At 67.7% G+C, this 17,326-nt stretch carries 14 protein-coding genes, 1 tRNA gene and 1 pseudogene; 6 read left to right on the top strand and 10 right to left on the bottom strand.

What is annotated here, in order from left to right; genetic code table 11:
• Positions 1-46: 46 nt before the first annotated feature.
• Positions 47-1,573 carry an acyl-CoA carboxylase subunit beta gene (locus AL072_RS25760; RefSeq protein WP_045583808.1) on the bottom strand — a complete coding sequence of 509 codons (1,527 nt, stop codon included), beginning with the start codon at positions 1,571-1,573 and terminating at the stop codon, positions 47-49.
• Positions 1,574-1,833: 260 nt separating this feature from the next.
• Between AL072_RS25760 and AL072_RS25755 the strand changes: the two genes are divergently transcribed.
• Positions 1,834-2,751 carry a LysR substrate-binding domain-containing protein gene (locus tag AL072_RS25755; protein WP_052710188.1) on the top strand — a complete coding sequence of 306 codons (918 nt, stop codon included), beginning with the start codon at positions 1,834-1,836 and terminating at the stop codon, positions 2,749-2,751.
• Here AL072_RS25755 and AL072_RS36055 read toward each other — a convergent pair.
• The 4 genes from AL072_RS36055 to AL072_RS25740 form a co-directional block, all read right to left on the bottom strand.
• Positions 2,738-2,860, bottom strand: a complete 123-nt coding sequence (locus AL072_RS36055) for a hypothetical protein (protein ID WP_281178699.1) — start codon at positions 2,858-2,860, stop codon at positions 2,738-2,740. The two genes, AL072_RS25755 and AL072_RS36055, sit on opposite strands and share 14 nt — an antisense overlap.
• Positions 2,861-2,895: 35 nt before the next feature.
• Positions 2,896-4,260, bottom strand: a complete 1,365-nt coding sequence (locus AL072_RS25750; RefSeq protein WP_158511100.1) for an NAD-binding protein — start codon at positions 4,258-4,260, stop codon at positions 2,896-2,898.
• A 76-nt stretch (positions 4,261-4,336) separates the two neighbouring features.
• On the bottom strand, positions 4,337-5,995 hold the full coding sequence (locus AL072_RS25745; protein WP_045583809.1) for a GMC family oxidoreductase: 1,659 nt from the start codon (positions 5,993-5,995) through the stop codon (positions 4,337-4,339).
• Positions 5,996-6,029: 34 nt separating this feature from the next.
• Entirely contained in the window at positions 6,030-7,715 is a 1,686-nt protein-coding gene (locus AL072_RS25740) for a thiamine pyrophosphate-binding protein (protein ID WP_045583810.1), read from the bottom strand.
• 503 nt (positions 7,716-8,218) lie between these two features.
• Between AL072_RS25740 and AL072_RS25735 the strand changes: the two genes are divergently transcribed.
• The 5 genes from AL072_RS25735 (at position 8,219) to AL072_RS25715 (ending at position 13,866) form a co-directional block, all read left to right on the top strand.
• Entirely contained in the window at positions 8,219-9,214 is a 996-nt protein-coding gene (locus AL072_RS25735) for a TAXI family TRAP transporter solute-binding subunit (protein ID WP_063840371.1), read from the top strand.
• A gap of 76 nt (positions 9,215-9,290) precedes the next feature.
• The gene (locus tag AL072_RS25730; protein ID WP_052710190.1) at positions 9,291-11,162 is read left to right on the top strand and encodes a TRAP transporter permease; all 1,872 of its coding nucleotides are present in this window, start codon (positions 9,291-9,293) and stop codon (positions 11,160-11,162) included.
• Positions 11,163-11,234: 72 nt separating this feature from the next.
• Positions 11,235-12,272, top strand: a complete 1,038-nt coding sequence (locus tag AL072_RS25725) for a YeiH family protein (protein ID WP_082109128.1) — start codon at positions 11,235-11,237, stop codon at positions 12,270-12,272.
• A 30-nt stretch (positions 12,273-12,302) separates the two neighbouring features.
• Positions 12,303-13,067, top strand: a complete 765-nt coding sequence (locus AL072_RS25720; RefSeq protein ID WP_045583812.1) for a sulfite exporter TauE/SafE family protein — start codon at positions 12,303-12,305, stop codon at positions 13,065-13,067.
• 94 nt (positions 13,068-13,161) lie between these two features.
• Positions 13,162-13,866, top strand: coding sequence for a GntR family transcriptional regulator (locus AL072_RS25715; RefSeq protein WP_045583813.1), 705 nt, complete (start codon positions 13,162-13,164; stop codon positions 13,864-13,866).
• Between the two features lie 145 nt (positions 13,867-14,011).
• Here the strand turns inward: AL072_RS25715 and AL072_RS25710 are convergent.
• The 5 genes and pseudogenes from AL072_RS25710 to AL072_RS25695 all read right to left on the bottom strand — a co-directional run bounded on the left by AL072_RS25710 (position 14,012) and on the right by AL072_RS25695 (position 17,305).
• Positions 14,012-14,696 (bottom strand): annotated as a pseudogene (locus tag AL072_RS25710) (IS6 family transposase).
• Positions 14,697-14,898: 202 nt separating this feature from the next.
• Positions 14,899-14,974 (bottom strand) — tRNA-Phe (locus tag AL072_RS25705).
• 116 nt (positions 14,975-15,090) lie between these two features.
• Entirely contained in the window at positions 15,091-15,309 is a 219-nt protein-coding gene (locus AL072_RS33780; RefSeq protein ID WP_082109129.1) for a DNA gyrase inhibitor YacG, read from the bottom strand.
• A 41-nt stretch (positions 15,310-15,350) separates the two neighbouring features.
• On the bottom strand, positions 15,351-16,643 hold the full coding sequence (locus AL072_RS25700) for a ribonuclease E/G (RefSeq protein ID WP_045583814.1): 1,293 nt from the start codon (positions 16,641-16,643) through the stop codon (positions 15,351-15,353).
• Positions 16,640-17,305, bottom strand: coding sequence for a Maf family protein (locus AL072_RS25695; protein WP_082109130.1), 666 nt, complete (start codon positions 17,303-17,305; stop codon positions 16,640-16,642). Before AL072_RS25695 ends, AL072_RS25700 begins: the two co-directional genes overlap by 4 nt.
• Positions 17,306-17,326: the final 21 nt, after the last annotated feature.

The following is a 17,326-nucleotide window of genomic DNA, read 5'->3' as shown; positions in this document are numbered from 1 at the left end:
CGTTCGTCTGTTCCTTGAGTGTGCCGGATTTCGGGGCCGGGGCCGCTCAGTAGCTGGTCGGCCAGGTGGCCAGTTGATGGCGTCCGGGACCGCGTTCGGCATGCACCGCGAGCAGCCGCTTCAGCGCTGCGCGCGTCGCCCGCGGGTCGATCACCGCATGCGTCTCGTAGAGCGCCGCGAGCGCCCAGGCCGACGAGTCCTTCTGCAGCTCCTGATACAGCGCCCGGAAGCGCTCGGGATCGTCGGATTCCTTGATGCCGTGCAGGATGTTGACGCCCACCGCCGGATCGACGAAGCCGAGGTCGGCCGTCGGCCAGCTCAGCACCTCGTCGGAATGCCGGCCGCCGCCCATGTTCAGATAGGCCTGCCCATAGCTCTTGCGCATCAGCACGGAGAGCTTGGGCACGGTGACGAGGCTCAGCGCGTTCATCCAGTTCATGATGCGGCCGGGCGCCCAGCGCCGTTCCCCCTCCACCCCGATCAGGAAGCCGGGCTGGTCGACCAGGAAGACGATCGGCAGGTTGAAGGAGTCGCAGAGAACCAGGAAGCCGGTCGCCTTGCGCATGGCGTCCACGTCGATGGCGCCGCCCTTGACGCGCGGGTTGCTGGCGATGACGCCGACCGAACGGCCGTCGATCCGGGCCAGCCCGGTGGTGATCGACTTGCCGAAGCGCGCCTTCAACTCGAAGAAGCTGCCGGTGTCGACGACGCAGTTGATCACGTCGCGCACGTCGTAGACCTTGGTGCGCTCTTCCGGCAGCACGTCGAGAATGCGGTCGGATGCGTCGTCGGAGCCTTCGGGCACCGGCCGGCGCGGCGCCTCCTCCCCGGCATGGCTCGGCAGATAGCCGAGGAAGGTCCGCACCGCTTGCAGGGCCTCCTCCTCGCTGTCCACCACCATGTCGACCAGACCGGTGACGGAACTGTGCAGCCGCCAGCCGCCGAGATCCTCCGGGTCGATGGTTTCGCTGATCGCCATGGAGGTGACGCGGCTGCTCGCCACCGCCATGGTGGCGCCCTTGCGCATCACCACGAAGTCGGACACGCACGCGTACCAGGTCGAGGAGCCGTAGCAGTCGCCCAGCAGGGCCGATGCCCAGGGCGTGTGGCGGTCGCGCAGATACTCTCCCGGATCCTGGCCCAGCATGGCGCGGCCGGGCGCGCCCATGCGGTCGGGCATGCGGGCGCCCACCGACTCGCCCAGGAACACCATGGGCATGCCGCGCTTGCTCGCCACCTCGCGCATGTGGCGGATCTTCTTGCCGTTGACGGCGCTGCTGGAGGCGCCGAGCACGGTGAAGTCGTTGGACACCACCGCCACGTCGCGGCCGTCGATGCGCCCGTATCCGGCGATCTTGCCGTCGGCCGGCGATTTCTCGCCCATCTCCGGCCGGATGCTGCGGCCGAACATCCCGGATTCCCAGAAGCTTTCGGGATCGAGCAGGACGTCCAGGCGTTCGCGGGCGTTCAGCATGCCCTTGGCCCGGCGCTTCGCCAGCTTCTCGGGGCCGCCCATGCCCAGCGCGTGCTCGGTCTGCTGGTGCAGTTTCTGGATGTGGTCCTGGAATTTCACGCTTCGCTCCCGGTGCGGCGTTGAAGAGTGGATATCGCACGATCCTTGCGATCTTCTGCGATGCGCCATGGATCGACTGCACGGGTCCGGACATGGGACATGCGACGGTCTCCGCTTGTTTGGTGGCGTTCTGAAAAGAGGCGGCGATACCAGCCGGAATACCCTCGTTTCTTGTATTGTTCGCCCACCCATGCTATGCGGTCAAATGCATAAGGCGGCTGACCGAATGCAGTCATGTTATAGAGTTTGGGAGAGGCGCCATGATGCCGCGATTCGGGTTGAAGCAGATCAGCGCCTTCCGGTCGGTGATGATCAGCGGCACCACCAGCCAGGCCGCGTCGCTGCTCAACATCTCGCAGCCCGCCGTCAGCCGCCTGATCCACAATCTGGAAAGCCAGATCGCCGTCGAACTCTTCATCCGCCGCAACGGCCGCCTCTACCCGACCCCCGAGGCCGAGGCCTTGTTTCTGGAGGTGGACAAGGTCTATGGCGGGTTGGACCGGATCGGCAACCTGCTGCAGAACATCTCGCTGCTCCACCAGGGCCATCTGCGGCTGGTGGTCAGCGTTCCGATGGCCCAGCGCCTGCTTCCCCAGGCACTGGCCGATTTTCAGAAGACGCGGCCCGACATCAACGTGTCCATCAAGGTCGTCGTCCGCCGCGAAATGCGCGAATGGCTGGACGCCCAGCAGTTCGAAGTGGCGCTCGCCACCTTTCCCATCGACTATCCGGCGGAACATGTCGAGCATCTGGCGACCCTCAACGGCGTGTGCGTGATGCCGGCGGGGCACCGCCTGGCCGAGCTCAAGGTGGTCAGGGCCGCGGATCTGGAAGGCGAGCCGTTCATCTCCATCATTCCGGAGACGAAGCTGCGCCGGAACGTCGACGAGCTGTTCGAGCGGGAAGGGGTCGGCCGCCGCCTGCTGATCGAAACGCAGACCGGCGCCGCGATCTGCGACCTCGTCGCCGCCGGTCTCGGGGTGTCGGTGGTCGATCCCTTCACCGCCTCCGCCTTCACCGCCAAGGGGCTGGCGATCCGCCCCTTCCGCCCGGTGATCCGCTTCGATTTCGGCCTGCTGCTGCCGATGCGGCGCCCCACTTCGCTGGTCGCGCGGGAGTTCATGCAGGCGCTGCACCGCCGCGCCGAGGCCATCGCCGAGGAGTTCAAGCATTGCTAGGTCCGGCATCGCCGATCCTGTCCGGCGCGAGGTGGCGGAACAGCGCGCAGACCAGCCGGCAGGACAGCACCGCCGGCACCATGCGCACCGCGTGAAACCCTGTGATCATGCCGGCCGGTCGCAGGCATCGCGGAGGTCCATCGCCTAGGCGCCTTCTTCGCCGCCGCCCAACCACTGGCCCAACCGCTGGCCCATCAGCCGCTCCATCGCCGTGGCGAGCCGGGTCATGTCGCGGTCGGGATCCCCTGCCGCCGCGACGGCGAGCAGGTCGGGCGTCAGGCCGGAGACGAGAAGCGGCACGCCCCTGTCCCGCGCCGCCGCCGCCGCCGTCCGTGCCGCGCGGTCCCATCGGCGCAGGGAAATCCCGCTGTCGAACCGGCCGGACAGCAGATGGCGCGGGAACACCGCCTCGCTCAGCCGGCTTCGCCCGCTGCTGACATTCAGCACCGCGATCAGCGCCTCCGGCGCCAGGCCGGCGCGGGCACCGATCAGGCAGGCTTCCAGCGTGCCGAGCAGCGTGGTCGCCGCCAGCAGACCCTCCAGCGCCGCCACGCCGTCGTCGGCCGTCCCCGCCGCTTCGCCGGCCGCCGGATCGGATATGGCCGGATCGGCGATGGCCAGATCGGCGATGGCCAGATCGGCGATGAACGGGACGATCCGCGTGTTGTCCCCCGGCGCCATGCCGTGACCGGCGGCCAGCGCGTAGACCTCCTCCACCCGTGTGCCGTACAGCGACGCAATGCCCAGGTCATGCGCGATCCGGGTGGCGACCCGCACATCCTTCAGCATCAGCCCGAGCGTGAAGGTGCTGTCATACCGCTCCGTCAGGATGTATTTCGGAACATGGTTCGAGGTCATGAAGCTCTCGCCCGGCCCGGCGTTGATCCGGCGGATCAGTTCCTCCATCCCCAGGCCGAGGCGGCGGCCCAGCGTCATGATCTCGGCGGCGGCGAGCAGGTTGATGCCCAGCACCATCATGTTCATCGCCTTGGCGATGTGGCCGGTGCCGAGACCGCCGGTGCGCACGATGTCGGTGCCGAGCATGGCGAGAACCGGCAGGCAGCGGTCGATCGCATCGTCGTCGCCCCCCACCATGATCGACAGCGTGCCCGCCTCGGCGGCCGGCACGCCCCGGCTGACCGGAGCGTCGATGACGGAGACCCCGCGCCCGGCCAGCGCGGCGGCGACGCCGCGCGTGGTGGACGGCGTCGAGGTGGTGGTCTCGATCACGACGGTACCGGGCAGCGCCCGGGCGACGACGCCCTCGGGGCCGAGCAGCGCGCGCTCCACCGCCGCCGCGTCGGTCACGCAGGTGATGACGGTGCTGCTTTGCGCCGCCACAGCCGCCGGGCTGTCGGCCAGGATGGCGCCGTGGATCCGCAGCGGCTCCAGGACGCCCCGGTCGATGTCGTGGGCGACGACGCGGCGGCCGTGTGCCAACAGGCGCCGAACCATGCGCGATCCGATGGCCCCGGTGCCGATGACGCCGATGGTGTCGTTCATGCTCATCTCCCCGTTCTCCATCGTTTTCTTTCGCCTTCAGCGGCATGGCCTTTCAACTTGCCGCCTTCAGCGGCATGGCCCTTCAACTTGCCGCCTTCAGCGGCATGGGCGCCGCGATCTCTCCGGTCCGGGCATCCTCGAGCACGAGGTCGGCGCCCTTCTCGCCGATCATGATCGCCGGCGCGTTGGTGTTGGGTGACGCCATGGTCGGCATGATCGACGCATCGACCACCCGCAGCCCCTGCACGCCGCGCACCCGCAGCCGCGCATCGACGACTGCCATGTCGTCGGTTCCCATGCGGCAACTGCTGATCGGATGCCAGGAGGTCTGGCCGGTCCGCCGCGCGTAGTCCACCAGATCCTCGTCGCGCGTCGTGTCGGGACCGGGCCGCCGCTCCCCCGCCATCAACGGCGCGAAGGCGGGCTGCGCCGCGATCCTGCGGATCAGCTTGAAGGCGTCGACGTAGGTCTGTTCGTCCTTGGGATGGCCCAGATAGTTGGGGCGGATCTCCGGCGGCTCCAGCGGATCGGCGGAGCGGATGTGCAGGCTGCCGCGCGATTCCGGCCGCAGCTTGAACACCCCGATGGAGAAGCCCGGATAGCGGTCGGTGCCCAGTTCCTTGGACCGCGAATAGCGGTCCTTTCCGCTGATCTGCGCCAACTGGATCTTCACGTCCGGGCGCGGCAATTCGGGCCGCGTCCTGGCGATGGCGTGAACGGTCGAGGAGGTGGTGCTGAGCAGGCCGCGGCGGAACAGGACATATTCCAGCCCCACCATCATCCGCCGCACCGGGCTGTGGATCATGTCGTTGATGGTGATCGGTCTGGTGCATTCGAAGGTGAAGCGGACCTGGAGATGGTCGAGCAGGCTCTCGCCGACGCCGGGCAGATGCGTCACCACCGGAATGCCGAGCGCGCGCAGCCGCCGCTCGTCGCCGATGCCGGACAGTTCCAGAAGCTGCGGCGACTGGACGGATCCGGCCGACAGCAGCACCTCGCCGCGCGCGCGGGCCTCACGGAGGATGCCGTCCTGCCGGTACTCGACACCGACAGCGCGGGTGCCCTGGAACAGCACGCGGGTCGCCTGGGCGTTGGTTTCGATGCGCAGGTTCGGGCGCTTGCGCGCGGTGGCGAGATAGCCGGCGGCGCTGCTGCACCGCCGCCCGTTGCGGCCGTTCTGCTGGAGATAGGCGGCCCCCTCCAGCGTCGTCGCGTTGTAGTCCTCGTTGGGCGGAATCCCGGCCTCGATGCAGGCGGCGAGATAGGCGTCGGACAGCGGGTCGGGATCCCAGGCGCCCCGGTTGACGATCTTCATCGGCCCGCCGCGCCCGCGATAGGCCGGATCGCCCTGGGGATAATCCTCCATGCGCTTGAAATAGGGCAGCAGGTCGGCGTAGCCCCAGCCGGGATTGCCGAGGGCGCGCCAGTGGTCGTACTCCTCCGGGTCGCCCCGCACATAGACCATGCCGTTGACCGAGCTGGATCCGCCCATCACCTTGCCGCGCGGCCAGTAGATGCGCTGGCCGTGCAGGGCGGGCTCCGGCTCGGTCATGAACTGCCAGACATATTTGGGGTTCTGCAGCAGCTTCCCGACGCCGAGCGGGATGTGGATCCAGATGTTGGCGTCGCGTCCCCCGGCTTCGAGCAGAAGGACGCGGTGGCGGCCGTCCTCGGTCAGGCGGGCGGCCAGCGCGCACCCAGCGGCGCCGGCCCCCACGACGATGTAGTCATAGTCGCTCATCGCATCGTCCCGTGTTTCCGGCGGCGGGGGCCGGTCACGAACCGCTCCGGATGCGGTGCTTGAAGGAGTCGCGCCGGAAGCTGTAGAGCGCGTTCGGATCCATCTGGACGTCGACGATGGCCGGCTTGCCGCAGGCGATGGCCTCGCCGACCGTCTTGGCGATGTCCTCCGGCCGCTCGACCCGGAAGCCCCGGGCGCCGAAGAGTTCCGCCACCTTGTCGAAGGGTGGGTTGGTCACGTCGGCACCGATGTAGCGGCCGTCGAAGAAGTCGCGCTGGTAAGCCTTCTCCGCCCCCCAGCACTGGTTGTTCATGACGATGGTCACGGTGTTCAGGCCGTTCGCCACCGCCGTGCCGATTTCCGACATGGTCATGCCGAACCCGCCGTCGCCCATCAGGCTGACCACCGTCCGCTCGGGGCAGGCCGCCTTGATGCCCAGGCCGCAGGCGAAGGAGAAGCCGACCAGTCCGAAATCGAGCGGCGTGAACAAGGCCGGCGGTTCGAAGTAGTTCAAGGCATCGGTCGCCTGAAGGCACAGCGTCCCGGCGTCCATCGTGATCATGCTGTCGCGCGGGAGCACGTCGCGCAGCACCTTGAACAGGGTGGAGGGCTGGATCGGCGTCCCCATGCCGACGGCGTCGTCGCGCTCCGCCAGCATGCGGCGGCGGTTGGCGACGAAGCGCTCCATCCAGTTCCGCGCCGCCGTGGTGGCGCCATGCGCGCCGAGCGCCGCGCCGAGTTGTCCCGCCACCTTGCCGGCGTCGCCCCAGATTCCCAGCGTGACCGGGAAATAGCGGCCGATGGCGGTCGGCTCCATCTCGACCTGGATGATCTTCGCGTCGCGGTTCAGGTTGTCGTAGGAATAGAAGGTCGCGTTGAAGCCCAACCGCGTGCCGAGCGCCAGGATCACGTCCGCCTGCCGCGCCATGTCGGAGGCGACGATGTTGCCGCGCGGTCCGACCTGTCCGGCGTTCAGCGGATGGTCGTAGGGAATCGCGTCGCCATGGCCGGGCGATGTGGCGACCGGAGCGTTCAGCTTTTCCGCCAGATCGAGCACGGCCTTGTGGGCGCCGGTCCATTTCACGCCGCCGCCGGCGATGATCAGAGGCCGCTCGGCGGTGGCGAGAAGAACGGCGGCGCGTGAAATCAGATCGGCGTCGCCCATCGGCGTCACCTCGGTCCGGTAGGCCGAGGGCGTCTGGAAATCATCGAAATCGGCGCTTTCCGCCAGAATGTCGCGCGGGAGGTTGATCTGCACCGGCCCGCGGCGGGGGGTCAACGCCGTGCGGAAGCCCTCGCGCAGCATTTCGGGAACGCGGGCGGTCTGGGTAACGGTCCAGGTCTTCTTGGTGACGGGGCGGAACAGCGCCTGCTGATCGACCTCCTGGAACGCGTCGCGGTAGACATGCGCCGTGGACAGGGCGCCGGCGATCGACACCACCGGCGAATAGGCCGCGCTGGCCTGCGCCAGCCCGGTCACCAGATTGGTGGCTCCCGGCCCGTTCTGCCCCGCCAGGATGACGCCGGCCCGGCCGGAGGCGCGGGCATAGCCGTCGGCCATGTGGACGCCGGTGCGTTCGTCGCGCACACCGATGAATCGAATGTCGTTCGCGTCGTACAGGGCGTCGAACATTTCCATCGTCGCGGATCCGATCAGACCGAAGACGGTGCTGACCTCCTCCACCTTCAGGGCCTCCACTGCGGCCCGGCCGCCGGTCATCGTGGGCAAAGTCTGTCCTCCCATTGAATGCGGATCGGGGTGCGGCGTCGTGAACGCCGATTTCGATGGTCAGGGTAACGGACGATTTCAATGTGTCAACAAGCTTGTCGACAAATTTGGTGCCGTATCGAAATCGAAAATCACCACAGATTGTCGGCTTTAGGGGGGAAAGTCTGTCGTATAGCGGATTTCCCAGGTTAGCGATGAAAGCGCGATGGCCATGGATCGGATGCGGATCGATAACGCCGACATGGCTGCGGAGAATGTAGAGAAATTTTTGTCGACAAACTTTCTGACAATCCGGTTGACACAAAATAGTTCGCTCTCTACGCTTTCCGCACAGTGAGCAAAGCGGGCGGCCACCGGCGGGCGTTCGAAGCGGGTCCTTTTTGCCCCATGCGCCGGTGGCCGCCCGCAAGGCGATGAGAATGCGGAAAGAACGCCGCCGCGCCCTGCACTCGAAAGGCCCGCACACAAGGCCCGCACACGAAAGGGAGGAGACGATGAAAAGGATTTCCGCGCTTGCGCTTTCCGCCATGCTGGCATTGGCGGCGCCGGTGACGGCGTTTGCCGCAGCGGATGCACCGAAGAGCGCGACCATCGGCGCCGCTTCGGTGGGCGGCACCTATTACGTCTGGGCCACCGGCTTCGCCAAGGTGTTGAACGAAAAGATGCCGCTCAGCGCCAATGTCGAGGTGACGGGCGGACCGGTCCACAACGTGCAACTGGTCAATGGCGGCCAGATGGCCTTCGGGCTGGCGACGGCGGCGCCGGCCTACGAGGGTTACAACGGTCTGGAATGGGCGAAGGGAAAGAAATTCGAGAACATCCGTTCGGTTTTTCCGATGTTTCCCAGCTATTTCCATTGGTGGGCGCTGGAGAAATCCGGCGTGAAGAGCATCCGCGACTTCACCGGCAAGGTGGTGGCGCTCGGCCCCAAGGGCGGAACGCCCGACGCCTATGGCCGCCGCGTTCTGGAATTCGCCGGGATCAAGCCGTCGCGGATCGTCAATGTCGGCTTTTCCGACGTGGTCGGCCAGTTGCGCGACGGGCTGGTCGACACGGCGCTGAACACCGCCGGCGTGCCGCACCCGTCGGTGATGGAAAGCGAATCCACCGACGCCGTGAACATCATCGGCGTGCCGGAGGATTTGGCGCGCGGCTTCATCGAGAAGTACCCGTATTTCGGCATCGATCCCATTCCGGCCGCCGTCTACAAGAGCTTGGACAAGGATCTCCCGACGCTGACCGTGTGGAACTTCATCATCACCAACAAGGATCTGCCGGAAGACTTCGTCTACAACGTGACCAGGACGGTGTTCGAGAACACCCAGACCTTGATCGAGACGCACCGCAGTTCCGAAAGCATCACGCTGGCGAATGTCGAGAAGCTGGCGATCCCGCTGCATCCCGGCGCGCTGCGCTATTACCGGGAAAAGGGCGTGAGCATCCCCGACCGCCTCATCCCGCCGGAAAGCGGGAAGACCGCCGCGAAGTGAGCCTGTCCGGGACCGGGCCGCTCCAGCTTGGCCGCCCGGCCCCGGATGTCCAGCGACGAGCCCCAGGATGCTTGCGATGATGATGACCGACGCCACGATGGAGCGCGGCCGGGTGATGGGCATTCCGACCCCGGCGATCGACGCCGCGGCCCGCACGGTCGCCCTGCTTTATCTGGTCTTCCATGTGACCGTGCTGACCGCCTATCCGATGGACCCGCTGCTGTTCCGCGCGTGGCACGTCGGCGGCATGGCGATCTTCGCCTATCTCGGCTGGCTGTCGGCCGCGCGCGGCGGCGTGGCGCCGCTGGTCGTGCTCGGGGGGTTGGCCGCGTCGGTCGCCGGCACGCTCTATCTGACCATCCATATCGACGACATCGAGATGCGCGCAGGCGTGCTGCCCGAGGCGCTCGACACCGTGTTCGCGGCGTTGATGCTGATCGCCATCCTGGACGTGACGCGGCGGGCGACCGGCAACGCGCTGGTGATCCTCGCCGCCGGCTTCATCGTCTATGGCCTTGCCGGCCCCTATCTGCCGGGGGCGCTCAGCCACCAGGGTTACGGGCCGGAGCGCCTGTTGACCTTTCTCTACACGACGAACGGCGTCTACGGAATTCCGGTCGGGTCGTCGGCGACCTTCATCTATTTCTTCGTGGTGTTCGGCGCCCTGCTCGCGATCTCCGGCGGGGCGGATTACATGATGAAACTGGCACTGGCCTGCACCGGGCGGTCGGTCGGCGGCACCGCGAAGGTTTCCGTCGTCGCCAGCGGCCTGTTCGGCATGATCAACGGCACCTCGGCCGGCAACGTCGTCGCCACCGGCTCGATGACCATCCCGATGATGGTCCGGTCCGGCTTCAAGCCGCATTTCGCCGGCGCCACCGAGGCGGTCGCGTCGAGCGGTGGCCAGATCCTCCCGCCGGTGATGGGCGCCGCCGCCTTCCTGATGGTCGAAATGACCGGCATCCCCTATGCCGACATCGTCGTCGGCGCCACGCTGCCGGCGCTTCTGTATTTCTTCGCCGTCTATATGATGGTGCATTACGAGGCGGTGAAGACCGGCGTGACCGGGGCCGAGGCCGTCGCCATCCCCGATGCGGCCGCCCTGCTGCGCAAATCCTACTATCTGATCCCGCTGATCGTCCTGATCGTCGCCCTGATGGTGCTGAACGTGTCGATCATCCGGGCGGCGCTCTACAGCCTGCTGTCGGCGTTCGTCATCAGCTATTTCGACCGCCGCACGGCGATCGGACCGCGCCGGCTGATGGACGCGGCGATGGAGGGCGCGCAGGGCATCGTCGCCATCGCTGCGACCTGCGCCACGGCCGGCATCGTCATCGGCGTGCTGAACCTGACCGGGTTGGGAATCAAGGTGGCCTCGCTGATCGTCGGGCTGACCGGCGGCGTTCTGTGGCTGACGCTGGTGGTCACGATGATCGTCACCATCATCCTCGGCATGGGCATGCCGACCGTCGCGGCCTATGCCATCACCGGAGCGGTCGTCGCCCCGGCGCTGGTCCGTCTCGGCGTCGAGCCGATGGGCGCCCATCTGTTCATCCTGTTCTTCGCCTCGATGTCGGCGATCACGCCGCCGGTCGCGCTCGCCTCCTACGCGGCGGCGGCCGTCGCGCGGGCCGACCTCAACGCGCTCAGCATGACGGCGCTGAAGCTTGGGCTGGCCGGTTTCATCATCCCGTTCATGCTCGTCTACCGGCCTGGCATGATGTTCATCGGCCCGCTGCCCGACGCGCTGTTTTCCGCCGGGGTGGCGATCGTCTCGATCTGGGCCATCGCCGCCGCCCTGCAATACCCGTATCGCCATGCCCTGATGCGGGTGCTGATGCTGGCCGGCGCCGTGGCGATGATCTGGCCGGGGCTGGAAAGCACCGTCGGCGGCTTCGCCGTGATCGTCGCCGTGACCCTGTGGCAACGGCGTGTGGCGGCGGCGTGACGGGGTGAGGCGCGCGGGGGGGATTCCCCATCCCTTCCACCATCCGGATGTTGCAATCAGAGGTACGATGTCATGACGTTTTCCGAACGCGTCTGGGGCGTGTCCCCGGATGCCCGGGGATGGCTGCGCCTTCATCTGTCGGGGGTGATGTTCAGTCTGGTCCTGGCCCTTGCCGCGACCTTTCTTGCCGAAACCTACGGCGCGCCGGCGATGCTGTTCGCCCTGTTGTTGGGCATGGCGTTCCACTTCATCGCGCGTGATCAGAAGTTCGCCGCCGGAATCGGCTTCGCCGCGCGCGACGTGCTGCGGTTCGGTGTCGCGTTGCTGGGCGCCCGCATCACAGCGGGGCAGATCGCCGGGCTGGGGTGGGGCATGTTCGCCGGCATCGCCGGGGCGGTGGTGGCGACCATCGCCTTTGGAGCGCTGACCTCCCGCGCGCTCGGCCTGACGACGCGGTTCGGCGTGCTGTCGGCCGGGGCCACCGCCATCTGCGGCGCATCGGCCGCGGCGGCTTTGTCGTCGGTGCTGCCGCGCCATGCGGAACAGGAGCGCGACACCGCCTTCACCATCATCGCCGTGACGACGCTGAGCACGGTGGCGATGGTGGTCTATCCCATCCTCGCCCGCAATTTCGGCTGGAGCGATGCCGAAATCGGCGTGTTCCTGGGCGGAACCATCCACGACGTCGCGCAGGTGGTCGGCGCCGGCTACAGCGTTTCGACCGAGGCCGGCGACACCGCCACCATCGTCAAGCTGCTGCGGGTGTCGCTGCTGGTTCCCGTGGTGCTGGCGGTGTCGCTGGCCAGCCGCCGCCTGTCGGCCGTGCCGGATGGCGGAACCAAGCCCCGCCTGATCCCCGGCTTTCTGATCTCGTTCCTTCTCATCGTCTCGGCCAACAGCCTGGGGATGATCCCTGAGCCGATGCGGGTCGGAATGACGACGGCGTCCAGCTGGTGCATTCTGACCGCCATCGCGGCGCTGGGCATCAAGACGTCGCTGGCGTCGCTGGCGGCGGCGGGACCGCGGGCGATGGGGCTGATCGTGGCCGAAACCCTGTTCATCGCATCGATCGTCGGCCTGTTGGTGCATGGCCTGGCCGGTTGGGCCTGATGGCTCGCGGCACAACGGGGAGTCCGGGCGATGCCGGACGCTGACCTCCTGTACGCGGCCTTTCCGTCGCCCGCCATCCTGGCGGCCTTGTCCGCCGCCACCTTCGCCGGCGGCGCCCTGCGCGGGATGTCGGGTTTCGGGGCCGCCCTGATGCTGGCGCCGGTCTTCACCCTGTTCATGACGCCGGCCGAAAGCCTGATGGTGATCCTGCTGCTCAACATCGCCACCACCACGCAGATCCTGCGCGAGGCGATGCGGCTGGTCGAATGGCGGACAGTCTGGGCGTTGTTCCTGCCGGCCCTGGTCGGCATTCCCGCCGGATTCGCCCTGCTCCACGTCATCGATCCCACGGTGATGCGGCGGATGGTGGCGGGCGTGGTGACTGCCCTGGCCTTGGTCCTGCTGTCGGGCTGGCGGTATTCCGGGCCGCGCGGCGCCTTGCCGATGGCCCTGGTCGGCGTGGTCAGCGGTGTGCTGACCGGCAGCGCCGGCATCGGGGGACCGCCGGTCATCCTCTATCTTCTGTCGGGAGGCATGCCGCTGGCGGTGGCGCGGGCGGTGCTGATCATCTTCTTCGCGCTGTCGAACATCGCCGGCTTCGTCCCGTTCCTGGTCGAAGGGTCGGTGTCCTCCGGGGATCTGGTCCGCGCCGGCGCGCTGCTGCCCATCTACATCCTGGCCACCTGGGCCGGGAGCGTCGCCTTCCGCATGGGCATGCGCGCCCATGAGGATGGGGTGCGACGCTTCTGCCTGCTTCTTCTGTTCGCCGTCGGCGCCATGTCCTTCCTGCTGTAGCGGTATTGGAGTGTAGGCAATAATGTCGGCACCGGTGTAGACTGTCCGCAACGGAACCGTGAACCCAGACAGCAAGATCAGGAGCCGACAAGCGATGTCCACCGCCGAGAACAGTCCAGCGGTCCGTCCGCCCCGCCCACGGAGCAAGCGCGGCGACGCTGGATCGGCCGACGACGTTCTCGACCAGCTGCGCCGGCGCATTTCCAGCCATGTCCTGCCGCCGGGCAGCCGCATCCAGGAAACCGAACTGGCGCGGGAGTTCGACATCTCGCGCGCCCGCGTGCGGGAGGTGCTGGGCGCCCTGGAGCAGCGCGGGCTGATCGAGCGGATTCCGAACCGTGGCGCCGTGGTCATGCGGCTGGAGCCCAAGGAGGTCTTCGAGATCTTCGATGTGCGCGAGGTGCTGGAGGGACTCTGCATCCGCCGGGCCACGATCAACGCGCCCGACGGCGCGTGGGACGGGCTGCTGGAGACGTTCGGCGAACCGATGCGTGCCGCCATCGAGGAAGGCGGCATCGAACAGTATCTCGACGGATTGGACGAGTTGCGCCGGGTTGTCATCCAGTGGGCCGACAATACCCATGCCGCCAATTTCCTCGACGTGATCTTCGACAAGGCGCGGGTGATCGCGCAGCGGGTGACTCTGTTGCCGGGCCGGGCCGAAGCCGGGCGCCGCATGCATCAGGAAATGCTGCAATGCATGGCACGCCGCGACGCCGATGCGGCCGAGCGGCTGAAGCGGGAGATCATCCGCAGCGCGCGCGAGTGGTTGGAACGCTACCGCCATTTTGTTCTTTGAGTGAACCGCCCCGGGTTTCCCGGAGGCCCCATTCCCGGATGGTCTCGCAGCTGACCTCGATACCGGGCGCCGCCGGAAAGCGGAAACCGTGGCTTTGTCACGGCAACTGAGTCAGCAAGTAGAACTTGCGAACTTCGCAACTGGTTCACGCCGCGGCGGTCGCGACCTGCCAGTCGGCCACGGCCTGTGCCCGGAAGGTACGCAGGGTGCGGCGGGAGAGCAGGTGGCGCTGGAGGTTGAAGGTGTTGTAGACGGCGGCATGCAGAGAGACGAAGCGCTGGGCAGAACCCGATGATTTGAACCGCTGCATCTTGCGCTCTCGTCGCCGCACCGGCTGGTGTGAGACCTCGGCGCGGTTGTTTGTTCGCCGCCCCTGTTCATGCTGGGCGGTCAGATCGAGTTGGCGGAAGGCGGCCCCGTAGGACCGGAGCTTGTCGGTGGTGACCTGGGTGGGCGTTCTTCAGCAGTTTATGCGTCAGCTTGCGGGTTGCGGCCTTATCGCGCCGGCGCTGGACGAGCACCTCCAACACCTCGCCTTCGTCATCGACAGCCCGCCACAAGCACATCAGCTTTCCGCTGACCCTGATCACCATCTCGTCCAGATGCCAGCGTGGGCTGGGCTTGGGCCGGAGGCGCCGCAGGTTGCCGGCGATGGCCGGCCCGAACTTCACCACCCAACGCCGGACCGTCTCGTAAGACACCTCGATGCCCCGTACGGCCAGCAGGTACTCGACATCCCGGTAGCTCAGCGTGAACCGGAGATAAAGCCAGATTGCATGCTGGATGATCGCGGGCGGGAACTGATGGCGGGCAAACGAGAGCGGCGACATCCGAGGAGGATAATGTCACGACCGGCGAGCCGCCACCGTTCCCGTGACAATGCCGATCAAGTCGGGGAAGGTCTGGAAACACCTGTTGCCGGCGGCTGCCCAGGGGGCGCCTTCCGGCAATCGCGATGAAGGGAGTGTCTAACTTCTGTCTAACCGCGATTTTGAGCGGTTCCAGAAAAGCACCTAAACCCTTGAAAAGGAATGGTGCCCAGGGACGGAGTCGAACCGCCGACACGGGGATTTTCAGTCCCCTGCTCTACCAACTGAGCTACCTGGGCATCCGGCGCCGCTTGGTGGGTGACCGTTCGGTCGGTGCGGCGCGTCGTGTGGAGCGCTTTTTAGAGAGGTTCGCCCGGCCTGTCCAGAGAAAAAATTCGAAAAATTTCGCCCCCCTTCAGCCCTCTTCGTCGGGGTCGGAACCGGCCGGATCGGCAGGAGAATCCGGCCCTTCGATGCGGTAGACACCCCCCAGCCAACGCGACAGGTCGATGTCTGCGCAACGCTTGGAACAGAAGGGACGGGTGGCCGGTTCGGTCGGGCGGCCGCAGATCGGGCACTGCGATGCGGCTTGGGTGCCAGAGCCCTCCCGGGCGCCTGAAGAACTGCTGGACAAGGACAATCTCCGTATATGGACCTGAAACCTGCTTAACCTGCTTAGGGACGCAGCAGAGCGGCCAGCGGCGTGCCGCGGCGGGCGCGGGTCAGTTCGACCAGGCCGAGTTTCGACATGCCATAGACTTGGGTCTGCACAGGGTCGCTGTCCACCGCATGCGACAGCGCGGCCAGCACACGCTCGGCGTCGCCGCGACCGCGCATGTTGACGAAATCCACCACCACGATGCCGCCGACATTGCGCAGGCGCAGCTGCCGGGCGATCTCCGCCGCAGCGTCCAGGTTGACGTCCAGCGGGTTGCCGCGCTCGCCGGCATTGACGTCGACCACCGTCAACGCCTCCGTCCGCTCGATCACCAGCGAAGCGCCATGGGGCAACGGCACCCGCGGGTCGAGCAGTCCGGCAATCGCGCCGTCGAGATCCCGCAGATCGAACAGCCGCTGCGCGGCCTCGTGCGGGAGAGTGTGCCGGAGCTTGTGCGCGGCCAGCCGCGGCAGCAGGTCGGGGGCGGCGCGGCCGCACCAGGCACGCAGGCCGGCAAGCAACGGTCCATCGCCCGGCCCAACGAGGCCCGGCAATCCCGGCGGGGCCGGATCGTCGACCAGAATGCTGTCCGGGGCGGCGGCCCCCTGTTCGATCAGGGCGCGGGTGGGAGCGTCGGGACCGGCATGCAGCAGGCGCGGGGCGGCACCGGCGCGGGCATCGTCGCGGATTGCGCGCCATTGCAGATGCAGCGCCTCCGATTCGGCGGCCAGCAGCGCATCGGAGGCCGCTGCCGCACCGGCGCGGACGATCCAGCCGGAACCGGTGGCGAGTTCCTCGACCCGTCGGGCCAGCGCGGCACGCTCCGGCCCGGAGCCGAGCCGCTTCGATACCGCGATGTCGCGGCCAAGCGGCGCATGGACCAGGAAACGGCCGGGCAGGGTGATATCCATCGTCAGCGACGGCCCCTTGGCTCCGGCCGCATCGGCCTTCACCTGGACCGCCACCGGCTGGCCGGCACGCAACAGCGTGCCGATCGGCACCGCCTTGGCGCCCGGCTTGCCACCCTGCTTGATACCGGGGCGCGAGCGCGTCGCCGGAGAATCGTCATGATCCTGGATGGGCCGGCGCACATCCGCGGCCGGCAGCAGGCCGGACAGGCCGCCGCCAAGGTCGATGAAGGCGCCGTTCAAGGCGGTGACGATGCGCTCGACCCGGCCGAGGATGACTGCGCCCAACAGCGATGGGCGTCCGGCATGGTCGATGTGCAGGTCGGTGAGGCGGCCATCGGCCAGCACCGCCGCCCGCGTCAGCGGGCCGTCGCGGTCGACCAGCAGCTCGAGCCTGTTCATCCCGGGGGCTGGGCGGGGGAGTGGGCGGCGGGCTGGACGGGATGTGGGAAGCCGGCGCCGTGCAGCATGCCCGCCACCTCGTGCAGGCTGAGCCCGACGACATTGCTGTAGGAGCCGCCGATCCAGCGCACCAGCGCAGCCGCCCGGCCCTGGATGGCATAGCCGCCGGCCTTGCCCCGCCATTCGCCCGACGCGATGTAACCCTCGGTCTCGACGCGGTCGAGAACCTTGAAGGCGACGTCGGTGCGGACCAGACGTTCGATCTTGCGGTGGCCGCCGCCGCTGGTATCGCTGCCGGTATCGCCGCCGGGAACCAGCAGGACGATGCCGCCCAACACCCGGTGCCGCCGGCCGGACAGCAGGGAGAGGCAACGCCTCGCCTCCTCCTCCCCTTCGGCCTTGGGCAGGATGCGGCGGCCGCAGGCGACCACGGTGTCGGCGGCGAGAATCCACGAATCGGGATGACGCGCGGCGACGCAGGACGCCTTTTCCGCCGCCAGCCGCAAGGCGTGCCGGGGCGGAGGTTCGTCGTGCAGCGGTGTTTCGTCGAGATCGGCGGGGTCGACCGCGTCGGGCACGATGCCGATCTGGCGCAACAGGTCGAGCCGGCGGGGCGAGGCCGAAGCCAGCACCAGCCGGGGCGCCTTGGACGGGATCGTCACGGGATACCGCGATGCAGCAAG

Origin of the sequence: Azospirillum thiophilum (genome assembly GCF_001305595.1) — a bacterium.
Taxonomy (GTDB): Bacteria; Pseudomonadota; Alphaproteobacteria; order Azospirillales; family Azospirillaceae; genus Azospirillum; species Azospirillum thiophilum.
The sequence above is the reverse complement of the archived record's forward strand: the minus strand, read 5'-3'. Positions and strand labels throughout refer to the sequence as shown.

What these genes read in the sequence shown, in the direction of transcription:
- AL072_RS25740 (WP_045583810.1), bottom strand. Translation starts at nt 7,715, where the DNA reads ATGACCGGCGGCCGGGCCGCAGTGGAGGCCCTGAAGGTGGAGGAGGTC.
- AL072_RS25715 (WP_045583813.1), top strand. Translation starts at nt 13,162, where the DNA reads ATGTCCACCGCCGAGAACAGTCCAGCGGTCCGTCCGCCCCGCCCACGG.
- AL072_RS25755 (WP_052710188.1), top strand. Translation starts at nt 1,834, where the DNA reads ATGATGCCGCGATTCGGGTTGAAGCAGATCAGCGCCTTCCGGTCGGTG.
- AL072_RS25730 (WP_052710190.1), top strand. Translation starts at nt 9,291, where the DNA reads ATGATGATGACCGACGCCACGATGGAGCGCGGCCGGGTGATGGGCATT.
- AL072_RS25725 (WP_082109128.1), top strand. Translation starts at nt 11,235, where the DNA reads ATGACGTTTTCCGAACGCGTCTGGGGCGTGTCCCCGGATGCCCGGGGA.
- AL072_RS25700 (WP_045583814.1), bottom strand. Translation starts at nt 16,643, where the DNA reads ATGAACAGGCTCGAGCTGCTGGTCGACCGCGACGGCCCGCTGACGCGG.
- AL072_RS25735 (WP_063840371.1), top strand. Translation starts at nt 8,219, where the DNA reads ATGAAAAGGATTTCCGCGCTTGCGCTTTCCGCCATGCTGGCATTGGCG.
- AL072_RS25750 (WP_158511100.1), bottom strand. Translation starts at nt 4,260, where the DNA reads ATGAGCATGAACGACACCATCGGCGTCATCGGCACCGGGGCCATCGGA.
- AL072_RS25745 (WP_045583809.1), bottom strand. Translation starts at nt 5,995, where the DNA reads ATGAGCGACTATGACTACATCGTCGTGGGGGCCGGCGCCGCTGGGTGC.
- AL072_RS36055 (WP_281178699.1), bottom strand. Translation starts at nt 2,860, where the DNA reads ATGATCACAGGGTTTCACGCGGTGCGCATGGTGCCGGCGGTGCTGTCC.
- AL072_RS25720 (WP_045583812.1), top strand. Translation starts at nt 12,303, where the DNA reads ATGCCGGACGCTGACCTCCTGTACGCGGCCTTTCCGTCGCCCGCCATC.